15 protein-coding genes are annotated in these 15930 nt (G+C 64.4%); 8 read left to right on the forward strand and 7 right to left on the reverse strand.

Annotated elements, in window-relative coordinates:
- Positions 1-11: 11 nt before the first annotated feature.
- The 3 genes from B9A15_RS13140 to B9A15_RS13150 form a co-directional block, all read right to left on the reverse strand.
- Positions 12-413, reverse strand: coding sequence for a DUF350 domain-containing protein (locus B9A15_RS13140; protein ID WP_084410543.1), 402 nt, complete (start codon positions 411-413; stop codon positions 12-14).
- Between the two features lie 88 nt (positions 414-501).
- Positions 502-1167 carry a DUF2491 family protein gene (locus B9A15_RS13145; protein ID WP_084410544.1) on the reverse strand — a complete coding sequence of 222 codons (666 nt, stop codon included), beginning with the start codon at positions 1165-1167 and terminating at the stop codon, positions 502-504.
- Positions 1164-2222, reverse strand: coding sequence for a potassium channel family protein (locus B9A15_RS13150; protein WP_084410545.1), 1059 nt, complete (start codon positions 2220-2222; stop codon positions 1164-1166). Before B9A15_RS13150 ends, B9A15_RS13145 begins: the two co-directional genes overlap by 4 nt.
- A 134-nt stretch (positions 2223-2356) precedes the next feature.
- Here B9A15_RS13150 and B9A15_RS13155 point away from each other — a divergent pair, with 134 nt between their 5' ends.
- The 4 genes from B9A15_RS13155 to B9A15_RS13170 all read left to right on the forward strand — a co-directional run bounded on the left by B9A15_RS13155 (position 2357) and on the right by B9A15_RS13170 (position 5660).
- Positions 2357-2788, forward strand: a complete 432-nt coding sequence (locus tag B9A15_RS13155; protein WP_084410546.1) for a YjfI family protein — start codon at positions 2357-2359, stop codon at positions 2786-2788.
- Positions 2785-3528: a PspA/IM30 family protein gene (locus tag B9A15_RS13160; RefSeq protein ID WP_084410547.1), complete on the forward strand. Its 744-nt coding sequence runs from the start codon at positions 2785-2787 to the stop codon at positions 3526-3528. Before B9A15_RS13155 ends, B9A15_RS13160 begins: the two co-directional genes overlap by 4 nt.
- Before the next feature lie 216 nt (positions 3529-3744).
- Entirely contained in the window at positions 3745-4398 is a 654-nt protein-coding gene (locus tag B9A15_RS13165; RefSeq protein ID WP_084410548.1) for a glycosyltransferase family 29 protein, read from the forward strand.
- 167 nt (positions 4399-4565) lie between these two features.
- Entirely contained in the window at positions 4566-5660 is a 1095-nt protein-coding gene (locus B9A15_RS13170; protein WP_084410549.1) for a glycosyltransferase, read from the forward strand.
- Positions 5661-5684: 24 nt separating this feature from the next.
- On the opposite strand, the gene B9A15_RS13175 is transcribed toward B9A15_RS13170, so the two are convergent.
- On the reverse strand, positions 5685-6548 hold the full coding sequence (locus tag B9A15_RS13175; RefSeq protein ID WP_139798372.1) for a glycosyltransferase family 2 protein: 864 nt from the start codon (positions 6546-6548) through the stop codon (positions 5685-5687).
- On the reverse strand, positions 6545-8626 hold the full coding sequence (locus B9A15_RS13180) for an HAD-IIB family hydrolase (RefSeq protein WP_084410550.1): 2082 nt from the start codon (positions 8624-8626) through the stop codon (positions 6545-6547). Before B9A15_RS13180 ends, B9A15_RS13175 begins: the two co-directional genes overlap by 4 nt.
- Positions 8627-8688: 62 nt before the next feature.
- On the opposite strand from B9A15_RS13180, the gene B9A15_RS13185 reads away from it, so the two are divergent.
- Together B9A15_RS13185 and B9A15_RS13190 are read left to right on the forward strand one after the other, a co-directional pair.
- Positions 8689-9735, forward strand: coding sequence for a glycosyltransferase family 4 protein (locus tag B9A15_RS13185; protein ID WP_084410551.1), 1047 nt, complete (start codon positions 8689-8691; stop codon positions 9733-9735).
- On the forward strand, positions 9732-10940 hold the full coding sequence (locus tag B9A15_RS13190) for a glycosyltransferase family 4 protein (protein WP_084410552.1): 1209 nt from the start codon (positions 9732-9734) through the stop codon (positions 10938-10940). Before B9A15_RS13185 ends, B9A15_RS13190 begins: the two co-directional genes overlap by 4 nt.
- Here B9A15_RS13190 and B9A15_RS13195 read toward each other — a convergent pair.
- Positions 10928-11941, reverse strand: a complete 1014-nt coding sequence (locus B9A15_RS13195; protein ID WP_244556942.1) for a glycosyltransferase family protein — start codon at positions 11939-11941, stop codon at positions 10928-10930. The two genes, B9A15_RS13190 and B9A15_RS13195, sit on opposite strands and share 13 nt — an antisense overlap.
- Positions 11942-12214: 273 nt before the next feature.
- Between B9A15_RS13195 and B9A15_RS13200 the strand changes: the two genes are divergently transcribed.
- Both B9A15_RS13200 and B9A15_RS23185 read left to right on the forward strand, forming a co-directional pair.
- Positions 12215-13261, forward strand: coding sequence for an acyl-CoA dehydrogenase family protein (locus B9A15_RS13200; protein WP_139798373.1), 1047 nt, complete (start codon positions 12215-12217; stop codon positions 13259-13261).
- The gene (locus B9A15_RS23185; protein ID WP_084410554.1) at positions 13258-14616 is read left to right on the forward strand and encodes a bifunctional PIG-L family deacetylase/class I SAM-dependent methyltransferase; all 1359 of its coding nucleotides are present in this window, start codon (positions 13258-13260) and stop codon (positions 14614-14616) included. Before B9A15_RS13200 ends, B9A15_RS23185 begins: the two co-directional genes overlap by 4 nt.
- On the opposite strand, the gene B9A15_RS22555 is transcribed toward B9A15_RS23185, so the two are convergent.
- Positions 14522-15670 (reverse strand): glycosyltransferase, encoded by a 1149-nt coding sequence (locus B9A15_RS22555; protein WP_139798374.1) that lies wholly within the window; start codon positions 15668-15670, stop codon positions 14522-14524. The genes B9A15_RS23185 and B9A15_RS22555 overlap by 95 nt on opposite strands.
- Positions 15671-15930: the final 260 nt, after the last annotated feature.

The following is a 15930-nucleotide window of genomic DNA, read 5'->3' on the forward strand; positions in this document are numbered from 1 at the left end:
TCCTCTCGTCCTCAATAGGTCATGCAGGCGGCATTGAGCAGGCCGACGGCGAGCGAGATGCCCGCATTCCAGACACCGGCCGAGATCTCGCCATTGGTGATCCGCTCATGCAGCTTGGTCATGGTCAAAGACGCGATGAAGAAGGCGAGAATCTGAGCCAGGACGCCGATGATCGACCAGATGATGAAATCGACGACGGAGACGGAATTGGCGGCGGCCGAAGCGAGCACGATGCCGAAGCCGAGGATCGAGCCGAGATAGGCGGTGACCGCCGCCATGTTGCCGGCTCGGATCAGCGTCATCTCCTTTTGCGGCGTCAGCGCGGAATAGACGAGCGCGAAGACCCCGTAGAAGACAAGGCCGAGGACGAAATAGGCGAGAAAGGCCGGCAGGCCCGCAACGTAACCGAACATGGTGTCTTCAACTCCCTCCGGCGGCTCGCCTCGAAGGCGCCGGCCGCTCTTTCACGAAATGATGGTGACCCCGGCCTTCCGCGCGGTTTCAGATGCGCCTGACATCGGCCGGGCCAAGGCCGTAGCCCAGCATGAATTCGATCGAGCCGCCTTCGCGCGAGGTCCGCTGAGCGAGATCGCGCTCGATATTGATGAGCAGCATTTCCTGGGTTCGGCCGAGCGGGCGCGCATAGAGCATGCAGGTCTGATGGATCGAGCGTCGGTCCTGGCCGTCGGTCACGTCCTCGACGAATTCGACCAGATCGGCGCGCTCCTCGCCCTCGCCCCAATAGCGGTTGAAGAGAATGCCGTCGGCGTCGTAGCGCGGCTGGCCGATAAGGCCCGAGCGGCCGGTCCAGCGCTCCCATTCGCCATGGCCGGCCGGCACAACGCTGTCCCAAGGGTGATAGATGGAGATGTCCTCGATGGCATCACCCGGGCGTCCGGTGGCCGATAGGATCTGCAAGAGGCGATCATTGTCGTCATAGTAGCGCGACAGAACGGTGTTGCCGTCGAGCCGGGCTTCGCCGAAGGCAACGCAGATGAAAGTGCCACCCTCGGGCAGCGCCATGCCGGGTTCGGCGCCCGCCGCGTCGGCCTCCACCGAAAGGAGATCGATCTCGATGGCGCCGCCGATGGGCACGCCGAGCGGGCCGCGTTCGGCCGGCAGATCGGCGCCGCTATCCTTCTTGCCGAACAGCGAGGAAAAGATCATCGGGGCGCTCCGTTGAGCTTGGACCAATCGAAACTCGCCCCATCGAGGCGGTGATCGCAGATGTAATAGAGGGTGTCGCCGGACGAAATCGTGACGTCGTCGAGACAATTGAGATCGACCGTGCCGTTCTGCCCGATGCCGACCAGGGTCGCGCGATAGCCCTTGCGCAGACCGGTCAACGCTTGCTCATAGGTGAATGGCCCGGCCCGTTCCGGCACTTTGATGGAGTAGGCGGTGTCGGCGGAGGCGGCCGAGAGAAGCAGCTTGGCGACCTTGGACGAACCCGGATCGCGGGCCGAGCGCACCAGAAGCTCGGAGGAGAGCGAGGTGATCGTCTCAACGCGTTCGGCCTGACGCGACAGGATGTCGGCGGTCGCCTGATATTCGAAATGGGCGACCACATGGCTAGAGGGACAGACCGTCGTCGCGACGAGGGCGGCGGCGAGCGTTTCGTCGTCGTTTTCCCCGCGCACCACGATCGAGCGAGCGCCTTTCGCGCCGGCGCGCTCCAAAGCCTGAGGATCGGCAAGCCGCTGCGCTTTGACGAAGTCGATCTCGCCGGGCATCGGATTGTCCTCGATCGACTTGGCGATCAAGACGGGCAGCGGCTCGTCCTCTGTGCGCTCGCCCGCGACGAGTTCGAGCATGGCGCGGCTCGTTCCGTCCTGCCAGCCGAGCACGACGAGATGGCCTTCGCGCCCATGATAGTCGCCGAGACCTTTCATCTTCCGCCTCCAGACCTCGCTGATACCCGACAGAAGCTTGCCGAGCGTTGCGGTGAAGATCGCGATCGCCCCTGGCAGAATCCACAAAGCGGTGATCAGCCGGCCGGCATCGCTCGAAGGCGACAGATCGCCATAGCCGACCGTCGTCGCCGTCACCATGTAATAATAGACGAAGCCGACCGCGTCATCCGTCAGGGCGCTCTCTCCGGCGAGAGCGAGAAGGAGCCAGCTCACGAGGAAATGAGCGACCAGCATAAGGAGAAGGGCGCTCCAGGTGAGCTCGGCAAGCGCCACATAGGCACGGCGCAGAACCCTGGAAAAGACGGGCATCGCATTCCCTTTGCGCGTCTCGAACGAGCTTTATCGATCAGTCGGGCGAACCGGCCAGCTTCGATTGAACATAGGAATAGGCCCGATGTAAAACCGGGCGCCACGTCATTGTCCCAATGAGGAGAGAAACCCCTGTGGAACCCTGGAATCTGGCCAGTCTGACGGAGCTTTTCGCATCCGATCCGGAAGAGCTCGGCGATGTCGATGTGGAGATTGTCGAAGGCACCGAGGTGATTCGGGTCATCTTGAAGGAAAAAGGTGACCTCGACGTCCTGATCACCGCCTCCGGCGATCAGGTGCTGGCGAGCGTGATTCTCACTCGCGCGAACGACATTCCGCGCCGCGAGGCCTTCGACCGGATGATCCTTGCGACCCATAAGCTGGTACCGCTCTCGACCTTCGGCATCGTCACGATCGACGGCGAAGAATGGTATGAGCTGTTCGGCTCGCTCTCGGCCCATTCGAGCGAACATGCGATGGTCGAGGAAGTGGCCGTTCTCGCCGCCAATGCGGTGGATGCGGCCAATATGATCGAGGAATGGAAGAACGGGGAGTTCGGCCAATGAGCGTTTGGGGCAAGCTGTTCACCGCCGTGCGCGGCGGCGTCAACGAGGCGGCGGAGGCTGCGGCCGATACGCAGGCCCTGCGCATTCTCGACCAGGAGATTCGCGACGCCGAGAATTCCCTGCGTAAGGCGCGCTCTGATCTCGCCGGCATCATGGCCTCGGCCAAGCAGCTGGCGCGGCGCATCGCCGAGGCGAAGGAGAAGGAGGCCCGCGACATGGAATCGGCTCGGGCCGCCATGCAGGCCGGCCGCGAGGATCTTGCCCGGGGGCTCGCCGAGCGGATCTCCAAGCTTCGCGGCGACATCCAGCGCGACGAAGGCGAATATGAGCGCATGCAGACGAGCCAGCAGCAGATGATGCGGGCCGTCCAGGACACCGAGCACCGCTTGCAGCAGATGCGGCGCGAGGTGGAGAACGTGAAGGCCAACGAGTCGCTGATCAAGGCGCAGTCGGCGATCGCGCACTCCCAATCGGGCGTCAATTCCAAGCTCGGCAATGCGATGGACTCGCTGGAGCGCATTCGCAAGCGCCAGGACGACACGCGCGGGCGGATCGAGGCCGGCGCCGAACTCGCGGCCCTGGAATCGGGCTCGGACCTCGATCGCCAGCTTCTCGAAGCCGGCATCGGCGGCAAGTCTTCGTCGGCCGACGACGTTCTCGCCCAGATCATGGGCGGCTCTTCGCAGCCTTCGATCGGCGCTTCGCGCGACCCGCTCTCGATCGAGCGCAAGGGCGAGTAAGGCCCCGCGTCAGACCATGAGACGAAAAACCGGCGCGGGACAGCTCCCGCGCCGGTTTGCATCTGCTGGGGATGGCAGCGAGGCCGCCGCTGCCCTCGAATCTCCTCACAGAGAGGCCGCTCGGACGATCCCTCGAAAGACCAGGCGTCCTGAATTTCGCTGCCGGGCCGGATTTGCGGGCGAGGCAGCGCCAGACGCGAGCAGATTTGGGCGCCCATGACGACCGACCAAACCGACCCCCCGCCTTCAAAGCTCGAACCGGCCGTCTGGCTGATCGGCAACGCGCCGGTCGCGGAGGATCGCTCGCGGGCGATCGACGGGGCGGAGGTGGTTGTCCGGTTCAACAATGCCTTCGGCTTCGGCGGGGTCAATGGCGCGCGAACGACCCATCTCTTCCTGATCAATTGCGGCGGGCAGGCCCGGGAATGGCTCGGCAATGCCCAATTGACCGAAGGCGCGGCGGTTCGGGGCGCCGATGATATCCTGTTGCCGATCCACCCGGCCAAGGACGATCTCTACAGGCCGCCCTTGACGGAAGCCGAGCGCCACGAGCCCGACGCCGTCAATATGGCGCACGCGATGACCCTGATGCTGCGCGGCGCCGGCAAGCGCGTCGGCATCCTGCCGCCGGAGCTGTTTCTCAAAGCCTGCCGGGTCATCGGCTATGAGCGACCCGAACGGGGCATGGCGGCGCCCTCGACTGGGCTAATCGCGCTCCTCTGGGCACTGGAAAACTTCGATCTGCCGATCGTCGCGACCGGCTTCGGCTTCGATGGCTGGCCGGGCCATCGCTGGGTGGCCGAGCGCGCTTTCTTCGAGACACTGCGGGACGAAGGCCGGCTCCTTATCCATCCGCTGGACCAGGGCTGAGCCGAAATCTTTGCGTTGCCGCGACCCGGTCTCCGCGTTCTGGCGCTGGGCCGGCCCTAACTGTCGGGACCAATCTCATCGACCGGTTTTCGCGTGTCCGCCAAAGCCCGTCACATCGCAAAGAGGCGACGGGACAAGCATTCGCCCGACCGCCGCTCAGAGGTCCTATGAAACCCATTGCCTTCTTCGTCCATCATCAGGGCCGCGGCCACGCCAACCGGACCATGGCGATGGTCGAGGCGTTTTCGAAGGCACGTCCCGTCTCCGTCATCACAGCCGGGCCGCATCTGTTCGACGGCTTTTCCCGCGATATCGAACTCGTCGCCTTGCCGAACATGATCGGCGCCAGCGTTCCGACCTCGCGCCTTTATGCCGAGCCGACGCCCTCGGTCCTCCATTGCGTTCCACTCGGCCTGAAGGAGATGCGCGCCACCATGCGCATGATCCTCGATCATCTCGACGATCGCGGGGTGGGGCTCTTCGTCGTCGACGTCTCGTCCGAAATCGCGCTGATGTCGCGCATCGCCTCCGTGCCCGCCGCCCAGATCCGCATGCATGGCGACCGCTCCGATGTCGGGCATCTGGGAAGTTACGAATCGAGCGTCGGAATGCTCGCGCCTTTCGACGAGCGACTAGAACAGGCCGACTATCCAGCGCATCTGAAGGCTAAGACCTTCTATTCCGGCGGGCTCTGCACCACCCGCGATCCCGTCCTCAGCCGGGAAGAGGCACGCGCGAAATTGGGCCTCGACCAGAACCGTGAGATCGTCGTCGTCCTGACCGGGGGCGGCGGCGCCGGGACGCCCTATGCGCCGCTCACCGTTGGGGCGCGGGCGCTCCCCGATGCCGAATGGCTGGTCCTCGGACCGACGCTGAAAGAGGGTCACGAGACCAATTTCGCCAATCTCAAGGAGCTCGGCTGGGTCCCGAACGTAACCGATCACTTGGCCGCCGCCGATATCGTCATCGCCTCGGCCGGCGACAATACGGTGACCGAGATCGCCCGCGTCGGCCGACCTTTCGTCGTCATGCCGGAATGGCGCTATTTCGGCGAACAGGCGCGCAAGGCCGAAGCCCTGGCCGCGCTCGACGCCGCAGTCCTTGCTCCTCGCTGGCCCGGCGATATTCCGAACTGGCAGGCGCTGATGAACGAGGCGCGCCGCCTTGATACGGCACGGATCGCAACGCTCTACGATCCGGACGCAGCCACAAAGGCAGCGGGCTGGCTGGAGCGCCTCACCGACGAGCTTTGGGATGAATGACGGATAAAGCTTGTGGCTCTCTCGTCAGCTGAAGCGGACATGGCCCGGCTGGCGGGCCGCCGCGATCATCTCCGCATCCGGCTCGCGCAGGCAGACAATGTCGCCAGCCTCTTGCGACCACTCGATCAGGCCCGTCTCGGCAAGCTGACCGAGCCAGTAGGTCATGCACCATCGCCCATGTTTTTCGTGAAAGCGCCGCGCATTGCGGATGATCGAGCCGAAATGGTTGAGCGGTGGGATATGGACCGTGTGGTGCTGGTGATAGGCGCGGGCTCCTGCCGTCCACCAGACCGGGATTCCGGACTTGTCGAGACGGGCCGCTAGATCGGTTTCCTCGCCGCCATAGCCGACAAAGCGTTCGTCCATTCCGCCAAGCCGGTTCCATAAAGACTTTCGAAGGGCAAAGGACAGACCCCAGAATTCGCCCGCGTCCGGTTCTCGGCGCCAGCCTGTCGCCGGCATTCCCGGCTTTGAGGGATGGGCGATGCCGACGGCATCGAGGCTCGCGGTGTCGAGCGGATTCGTCACGGCGCCCTCCGGCAGATAGAGAACCTCGCCCAGAAACAGGCCGTGCTCAGAGGCGCTCGCTCGCTCGAAGTTCTCGACGAGGGTCGGGCTGGCGATGCAATCGACGTCGAGAAAGACGAGCGTATCGCCCTTCGCCGCCGCCGCCGCGCGATTTCTGGCCTTTGCGAGCGGCAGGGCTTGGCCGGTCACGGTCAGGGCGCGGACCGGCAGGCCGATCGCCGGCAGGTCCGGCTCGATCGTCTCCTGCATGAAGGCGATGACCAGTTCGTCGGGACGCCGCGTTTGCGCGGAGAGGCTTTGCATCAGATTGACGAGATGGGCGCGGCGCCCGCGCACGAGGGTCAGGACGCTGAGGCTCAATGGATGCCCGCCCGAAGGGTCCGGTTGCGGAAATGTTTGACGCCTTCGATAATGCCGAGGGCATGGCGGTTTCGCGCCACATAGGAATGGGCCAGATCGGCCCGGTTCGCCAAGCCATCCGAATAATTGGCGACGATGATCGATTGCGGCACAGAGCGCAGCATCTCGATATCGTTGCCGCTGTCGCCGGCGGCGAATACGTTCTCGTCGGCCAGCGTCAAACGACGTTTGAGATGGGCGATCGCCGCGCCCTTCGAGGCGGCGACGGGCAGAATGTCGAGATAGCGGCCATGGCTGTGGATGATCGAGGCGGCAAGGCCCTTGGATTTCAGATATGTCCGCAGCCGTGGCACGATCGATCGGTCGCCTTCGGCGAGATAGCTGAGCTTGAACTCGCGCTGTTCGAGCGCCCCTTGCGGAACGATCGCCTCGAAGCCGTCGAGGGCCTCAGCCAGCGCGCGTCTTTGCCAGCCTCTCGCGATCCTCCGGCTCCAGGCCTCGTCGCGCCGATAGGTGAGTCCGTTCTCGTCGAGCCAATAGATCTCGGAGCCGACCGAGGAGATGATGATTTCGGGGTTCGGCGCGTCCTGTTGTTCCAGAATTGAGAGCGCGCTGTGGAAGGAGCGGCCGGTCGCAACGGCGAAGGACAGCTCGGTCTCACCCTCGTGCCAGTGACGGAACGCCCGGATGGAGGGAAGCGAGCCGGTGAGCGTGTTATCGATATCGCAGACGAGGAGCTGGCGGACCCCTCGACCCGCCCTTCTGATGGCCGGGGCCACGAGCCGCGACGAAAGCCGCCGGCAACGCTCGGCATGGCTCTGCCAGTCATAGATCGACACCGCCTCCAAACCCTTCGTCGAATGGTCCTGCCAAAGCTCGCGATCCTTCAGGATATCGCGGCAAGCCTCGGCAATGGCGTCGGGGTTCTGCGGATTGACGAGCCGTCCGTTGCCGCAACGCTCGACGATGTCGTTCGGACCGCCGCTATCGGTCGCAACCACCGGTAGGCCGCTCGCCGCCGCTTCGAGAAGCGTCAGACCGAAGGGCTCGTTCAGCGCCGGATTGGCGAAGACGCCGCGTCTGGCCCTCGCGAAAGCGTAGATCGCCGGAACGTCGCTCGGGCGATGGGATTTCGGGAGCGCAACCTTGCCATAGAGATCGTGCCGGTCGATGGCATCCAAGATGCGGCGCATTTCGCCGGCAAGCTCGGGATCGAGATCGTCGATGTCCCGGCGTGTGCCGGCGACGATGATCAGATTGGCATTTTCCTTGAGCCACGCATCGCGACCGAAAGCCTCGACGAGCATCGGAAGGTTCTTCTTGGCGACGGGTCTCGCAATCGCGAGGATTGCCGGTTTGTCGGGATCGCGCAAGAACGGGGCGATCATCTCGTCGACACGGGCGATCGGCTCAGCGGACCGATAGAGGCCGAGATCGCTGCCGGGCTCGACGATGCGGATCTTGCCGGGATCGTAACTGCGATAGGATGCATATTGGACTTCCGCCTCGTCGCGCGAGGAGGCGACGACGAGATCGGCTGTCTTGAAGGCCGCTTCCTCGACTTCGATGCGACGATCGAGCGAGGCACAGGCGTCTGGCGCAAGTTCACGCCCTCGAACGGTCTGGAATTTCACGCGACCGAGAGAATGGGCCGTGAAGACGAAGGGAATGCCGAAGCGCTTTCGGATCACAGCCGCCACGGTTGCGGCATCGGCGTAATGGGCATGGAGGATGTCGGGCCGGTCGGCTTGCGTGTCCAGCCAATTGCCGAGCCCTTCGGCAAGGCGCGGTGCTTCGGTCCACATCTCCTCTTTCGCCAGATAACCCGGCTGGTCGGTGGCGATGCGCAAAATTTCGACCTTGGGGGCGATCCGCTCGAGGCCGGCGTGGTATTCGGGGCCGTAAACGCTGTCGAAGGCTCGCGTCGCGATGACGATCCGATCGATCGCGGGATTCTTGGCCTGAGCCTCGACCAACTCCAGAAGATATTTGATGTGACCACCGGTGTCGGGCGTCATGCCGTATTCGACATCCCGGGCTTTCAGGCAACCTTGGAGAGCGACGTGTACGATGAACATGACGCGCTTTCTTTTCGTTTGGGAGCAGTACCAATTCTGCTTTCAGGCCCATATGGCTGCCGATGAAACCGCTTCGAGTTGCTCAAGTCGCCCCTAACATCTTTCCCACGCCGCCGGGCCTGTCGGGCGGGACGGAGCGCATCGTTCACGATCTCTGCAAGGCGTTGGAATCGCTGAATGTGGATGTGACGTTGTTCGCGCCATCCGATTCCGAATGCGACACTGTGCGCATTGGCGACCTGCCGAGCCTATCGGCTTTGGAAGCGCGATATGGCGCGGTGCCGCCGTCGATCCCCCAAGTGCTCGAAGCCGTGCAGATGGAGGCGCTTCGCAAGCAGCTCGAGAGTTTCGACATCGTCCATTGTCATGGCGAATTCGTCCACGCCGCGCTACTCGGCGAGCGGCGACCTCAGTCGCTCACCACCATTCACTGGCGGGTCGACGAGCTCGATCGGCAGCTCTTCTTCGCGGCCTTTCCCGACCTGCCGGTGGCGGGCATCTCGAACAGCCAGTTGGAAGGTGTCCCGCCAGCGAACCGGGCCGGTGTCGTCCATCACGGCCTCGACGCTTCGCGCTATCGGCTCGGAAAGGGCGGCGGGGGATATGCCGCCTTCATCGGTCGGATGACCGACCAGAAACAGCCGGATGCGGCGATCCGGATCGCCCAAGGCGCGGCCATGCCGATCAAGCTTGCGGGCGCCGTCGATGTGGGCAATCCCACCTATTTCCGCGAAAGGGTCGAGCCCCTGATCGGCCGCGACGCCAAACATCTCGGAGCAATCGACGATGAAGGCAAGCAGGCGCTTCTCGGCTCTGCCGAAGCGCTGCTTTTCCCGATCGACTGGCCGGAGCCATTCGGTCTTGTGATGATCGAGGCGATGGCCTGCGGCACGCCGGTCATCGCCTTCAATCGCGGCGCGGTGCCCGAAATCCTCGAGGACGGCGTGACGGGGTTCATCGTCGAGACGGAAGGGGAGGCGACAGAGGCGTTGAAACGGATCGGCGGGCTTGATCGCGCCGCGATCCGGGCGCGCTTCGAGGCCCGTTTCACGGCAAGGCGTATGGCGGAGGATTATCTCGCGATCTATCGCAGGCTTCTCGCCCGATGACGATCCGGCGGACTGCGCTGATCGCATGGGATTATCCGCCGAGTGCCTCGGGGCTTGCCGTCGCGGCGCGCGAGATCGCCGAGAGCCTCACGGAAGCCGATGTCGACGTCACCGTCTATACGCTCGATCGCAGCGACCGCAGGGTGGAGAACGGCGTGACGATCGTCGGGGCTTTGCCCAAGAGGGCGATGATCAGCGGATGGCTGCGGCGGCGCATGGCGCTTGGCCATCTCGTCGCCCCCCGCTGGTTCATGGAGGCGATCGCTCCCGATCACAAAGCCGATCCTTTCGATTGCTTGGAGGCGACCAATTGGTACGCGCCGGGCGCGCTGGCGCGGCGACTGCCCGATCTCACCTTCGTCACGCGCCATTCGACGCCCGGCGCCTCAACCGGCGCCTTGTCCGGGTCACTTCGGAACCGGATCGATGGCCGGTTCGCCTGCAGGCTGGAGGCGTCAAGCGCGCGCCGATCTCATGGCCATATCTTCAACACCGCACCCCATGGCGAGACGGTCAGCCGTCTCTATGAACTGAATCGCGAGACGCCGCGGGCGGTGATCGGGCTTTCGCTGCCGCCCGAGCGGCTGGCGCGGGCCGCCGGTGCGGCCTATCCCCATCGTGATCGCAACGAAGGCGAGCCCGTCGAACTGCTCTTCGTGGGGCGGGCCGAAGAGCGAAAAGGCTTCGACTGCCTCCTCTCCGCGATCGAGATCCTGAGCAAGGACGTCGCGTCCGGCGCACTACCGGACTTTCGCCTACGGCTGGTCGGGATCGAAGCCGAGCACATCGCAGGGCTCGGTTCGGCGGCAAAGCGTCATGTCGATATGCTGGGTCGGCTCTCTGATCGTGCTCTCGACGAGGCCTATCGACAGGCGGATCTCGTCGTCGCGCCGTCGCGCTACGAGTCTTTCGGGCTCGTCTATCAGGAAGCGCTCGCCTTTGGCCGGCCCGTCATCGGCCTTGCGGTCGATCCGTCCGCGCGTGAGGTCGTCGGGGCAAGCGGCGCGGGCCTTCTGGCGCAAGAGGCGAGCGGCACGGCCCTTGCCGAGATGCTTCGGCGTGCAATCCGCGATCCCGCCCTTCGCCTCGACCTCCACCAGCATGCACTGGCCGCCGCCGGACGCTTCAGCCGCAGGAGCCTAGCGGCCGAAACGCTCGCACTCTACAGCGCGGCGAGCGCCTGGAGGAAACGTCACGGACGATAGGGCCGCAGAAGGTCGCCGGCCTCGAAGGTGCGACCATGGCCCGGCGACATCGCCTCATAGGCCTTCGAGCGGGCCTCCACATGGGCGCGCGACAGGCGATGCTCGATGACGAGATTCGGCGCGATCATACTGTCCCGCCAGCCGCGCGGGAGGTCGGGGCGCTCATGCACCGCTCCGGCATAGCGCACGGCTTTCCGGTTAAGCCGGTATTGGACATCCGGGAAGAGATCGGAGAGACGCCTGTCGACGCGGTTCTCTCGCAAGAGGCCGACCGAGAGGGTGCCGGCCTGATCGGCATAGGCCGCCACATGCCCGACCGATCCAAGGGCTGATTGGGCGAGCTCTTCGTCGGCGTCGAGCTGCAGCACCCAGTCATAAAGCGCCAGATCCTGGCCGGCATTGCGCTGGGCGGCGAAATGGCCGGCGAGGGGGCGGGCGGCGAGACGCGGGCCACCCGGTTGGGTCATTCCGGGAGCGATCGCCTCGCCATCGATCAAGAGAACGATATCCGCAAAACAGGGCGCCAGCCTTTCGACGAGGCTCGTCAGCGCGCTCACATCACCAGGGCGGCAGAGGATTATGACCGAAACCGGTACGGGTTCGATGTCCCCCAAGGGAACGAGTTTCGCTTGGGCAGGAAGCTTCGTGTAGGGTGCTTTGAGCGCGTTCCACTGGGCCGCATCGGCGGGGATCGCCGCTAGGGTCTTCGAGAGTGCGAGCGTGCGAAGGGCATAGCTTTCCAGAAAAACCGGATCGTCCGCTGAGAGGGCGAAGACTTCGTCCTCAAGCCGTTCGGCAAGGACGCTGCGGACCTCGCCGGCGATCCATGCGGACGAACGCGCGAGCGAGGCGCCATCCGACCCATTCGCATCGGCCTGAAGCGCACCCCTTTCGGCGATGAGGCCGCAGTGGCTGCATTCGAGGGCGTTTGGTCGACCCAGCGCCTGACATCTCTCGGTTGGACGGAAATCGCGGGCCCGGCAGGAAGGGCAACGTGTCATGAAAGACCTCAAGATGAGGAACGATCGGAACACGGCGCGACGGGCCGATCGATAGGCGGGCAATACGTTTGATTTTGACAGTCGGCTCGTTCGGACCACCTCTTACCGCGAGAAGCCGCCATCCGGTAGCTTCGATCGCGGAGCTCCCGTCTTGCCGACATCAGCGCATTGTTCGATCGGGCACGCTCCAGCGGCGCACGGACCCTGTCGAAGACATTCGTTCGTCCGTGCTGCGCGGGGCTCAATGTCGCAAAATTCGGCGAGGCTCGGCACTTGAACAAACATACCCCCGGTGATTCCGGCCTCTTCTATTGCAGCTTCGATGCGGCTTTCCGATCGGCGCGAGACGGGGGGCTGTTTCGCCAAATCGGGCAGTTGTACCGGGCGGATGGAACGCTCGGTGCCGATTGGGTCCATTTGATGGATCGCCTTTGCCAGGCGGGGGCGACCAACCTCAATCTCGGCCGCCTCCTCGAGGGCCATGCGAATGCGGTCCAGCTTGTTCGCCTTTATGGCGATAAAGGTCAGCAGGCATGGCTCGATCGTGCGCTCAGGTCCGATCTCATTCTGGGCGTCTGGGGCGCCGACGATGCTGATGCTGCTCGTGTCGAGGTCGTCGATGCCAAACCGACAATGAAGGGCGCCAAACGATACGCCTCGGGGCTCGGCATGGTCTCGCAAGCCGTCGTGCCGATCGCCGACGAAGCGGGGCATTTGCAACTTTATCTTCTCCCGGTCGAGGCTCCAGATAGGCAAGATGCCTCCGTCTGGGCGGTCAGTGGCATGCAGGATTCCGCATCCGGTCGCTTTTCCTTCGAGGACATGCCGATCGAGGCCGGAATGGTTCTCGGCGCAACCGGCGACTACAAGACGGAGCCCTTCTTCGAGGGCGGCATCTGGCGCTGTGCGGCCGTCCATCTAGGTGGCCTCGAAGCCATCCTCTTGATGACGATCAAGCATCTCGACCAGAGCGGGCGGCTCGACCATCCGCTGCAGAGCGAACGCCTCGGCCATGGGATCATGCAGGCGCGAACCGCGCGCTTTTGGGTCGAGGATGCCGCGCGACGGATCGAGGAGCCACGCAGCGACGAGACGACCGAATTCGCGGTCGCCGCAGCCTCCTATACGCGGCTTCAGGTGGAAGCGAGCGGGCTCGCCGTCATCGAGATTGCCCGGCGAGCGGTCGGGCTTTCGTCCTTCCGGACCGACCATCCGCTCAATGCCGCGATTTCCGATCTCTCGGTCTATCTGCGCCAAGCCAATCCCGATGCGCTCCTCCTCCATAAGGTTCGGGCCATGCTGAGGGGATTTGCGCTTTGAGCGACACCTATGCGCACTGGCTGGCGCGATGCGCAAAAGCGCCTTCGACGAAGGCCCATCGTCTTCTCGGGACAGGAGGCCTCGTCGTCATCGCGCCGCATCCCGACGATGAAACCTTAGGGGCGTCGGCGCTCCTGTCTGAGGCCGCCCAAAGCGGCCGACCGGTCGGCATCGTCGCCCTGACCGATGGCGAGGCATCGCACCCCGGCTCGAAGGCCTTTCCCCGTGAGCGCCTCGCGGAGGTCAGGCGGTCCGAGCAGGAGGCCGCCTTGACGGCACTCGGGCTGCGCCAGGTCCGCTGGCTTCGTCTCTCCCTTCCCGATGGGGGTGCGGGCCGCGATCCGCGATGGGCCGATGCGCCCGCACGGATCGCCGCGTTCTGCCATGCGATCGGGGCGGAAACTCTGTCCGCGCCCCATCCGGGCGATCCCCATCCCGACCATCACGCGGCGGCCGCGCTTGCTGAAGAGGTGCGAACCCTGAGGCCCGATCTTCGCCTGCTCTTCTACCAAGTCTGGTCGATGCGGCTTTCGGGAGAGGCCCCTTATCGACATGAACAACTCCTGCCCTTCGGAATTGCCACCGATCCTGAGGCAAAGAGACGAGCGATCGCCTGTCATGCCTCCCAGCTCGGCCAGCTGATCGCCGACGATCCCGATGGTTTCGTGCTGCCGGACTGGTTTTTGACGGCGCAGGCCGCTCCGCGGGAGATCCATGCGCTCGCCCCGATGAGGGGGACGGTCCCGCCACCGTCCCATTTTGCCGCGCTCTATGCCGATGGCGGCGATCCCTGGCATGTGCGTTCGTCACGCTACGAAGCGGCGAAGCGGGCGGACAATTGCGATCAACTGAAGGGGCGAACCTATCGAGCGGGCCTCGATATCGGCTGCGGGGAGGGGCATCTGTCCCGCGCACTGATCGAAAGCGGGATCGCGCTCGGTGTGACGGGCATCGATCGGGAGGGGGCGATCGTGGAACGCGCGAGCGCGGTCCATGCGGATCTTGCCTCGTTGACGTTTCGGAGCGGGTCCTTGCCGGACGATCTGCCCGATGGTCCCTTCGACCTCGTGGTCATGTCCGAAGTTCTGTATTTCCTCGACGAACAGGGCCTTTCGGCCCTCGCGACGAAGGTGGAGAAGCGTCTTGCCCCCGGCGCCGATCTTCTGATCGTCAGCTATCGCGGCAAGACAGGGACACCGCTATCGGGGCGCCAATCCCACGATCTTCTCGTCGCTCTCTTCGGCGAGACGCTGCGATCGATCAGTCTGCGAGAGAGGGAAAGCTACCGGGCGGAGCTTTTGCGATTTCGTCGCGAAGCCGAAGAAGGCTGGGCAGACACCGCGCCATCTCGCTGAAGCGCAAGCGCTCCCGCGCCAGGGATGGGAGCTCCGCTTCGGCGTGGAACCACGCCATCTTGCGGTCCGACCAACAGGCGAGTTCGCCGGCGCGCTCCGGCGTCAATCCACCGGCGACAAGGGCTTCGGTAACCGCCTCTCGCCGCACGCCCTCTTCGACCAGCCGGCGCATTCGCAATCGTTGCAAGAGGTGCCGGGGCGTCTCCAGCGCTTCATCCACCAAAGGATCGGTTTCCGTCCGATTGCGCAGGAGTTCCGCAGCGAGCCCGCCAGTCGCCGGACGATCGAGACGGCACGAGGTCTCGACGCGGGGACCGTCGGCATAGGAAATGCGGAGCCCATGCGCCTCGCATCGCCGGCGCAAGGCGCGATCCTCGCCAAAGGCGACGAGCGGGATCGGCCCGGCCTTTCCATAGGCCTCGGAGGTGATCGCGAAATTCGCCCCGCCGATATTGCCGTGATGGGGAAAGGGGTTGGCCGGATCGGGAAAACACAGCGCGCCGATTTCACGGCTCGCATCGCGATAGGCGCGGATCGCGGCATCGCGTTGCGGATCGGCCGGCGGCAGACGTGCTGCTTCCTCCGGCAGAAAGCCGATCCGTCCGCAGACGAGATCGAAGTCCGCCTCGAAACAGGCGTCATAGGCTCGAAGGAGCCCCGGACAGACCAGCGTATCGCCGTCGGTTGAGAAAAGCCGAGCGTTTGGGGCTATCGACAGAGCGAGTGCGAAAGCCAAAGCTCTGGCTCGTGGCGCACTGCCTAGTCCTTCCTGCCACCGAACCGTAACGGCCGTCGCGGCGCATTCGCCTCGCGCGATCTGTCCCGTCACGATCTCGGCGCTCTCATCGTCGCTGTCATTGATGAGGACGAGACTGTGGGCGGCCCGAGCGAACTCCCCGTTCAAGGCCGCAAGACACCGACCAATATGCGCTGCCTCGTTGCGCACAGGGATGCAGGCGGCATAGCGAACCGCTCCTTCCGCGATAGGAGGGCCTTCGACACCCAAGAGACGAGCCCCATGCCCTGCCAAGATCTCGCCGATCCGCCCCGCCATTGCGCTCGCTCTGCCACTGCCATCGACCGGAAAGAGGGACCCGATCTTTGGAAATTCCCATGCGATAACAAAGTCTAGACGGTCGACCGCGGTTCCGTTGAGGAGGTGGCAGGCAGGTGCTGATTTTGCAAAGGGACGAGGTGGTGGCGGAGGAGGAACTCGAACCCCCGACACGCGGATTATGATTTGGATCGTATCAGTCTAAGTGTTTGAGGTTTTTAGAGAAGTTTTCGACTGAGTCCGGTCTGCGCTTCACTCGA

It is taken from the genome of Fulvimarina manganoxydans, from assembly GCF_900176465.1.
GTDB classification, from domain to species: domain Bacteria; phylum Pseudomonadota; class Alphaproteobacteria; order Rhizobiales; family Rhizobiaceae; genus Fulvimarina; species Fulvimarina manganoxydans.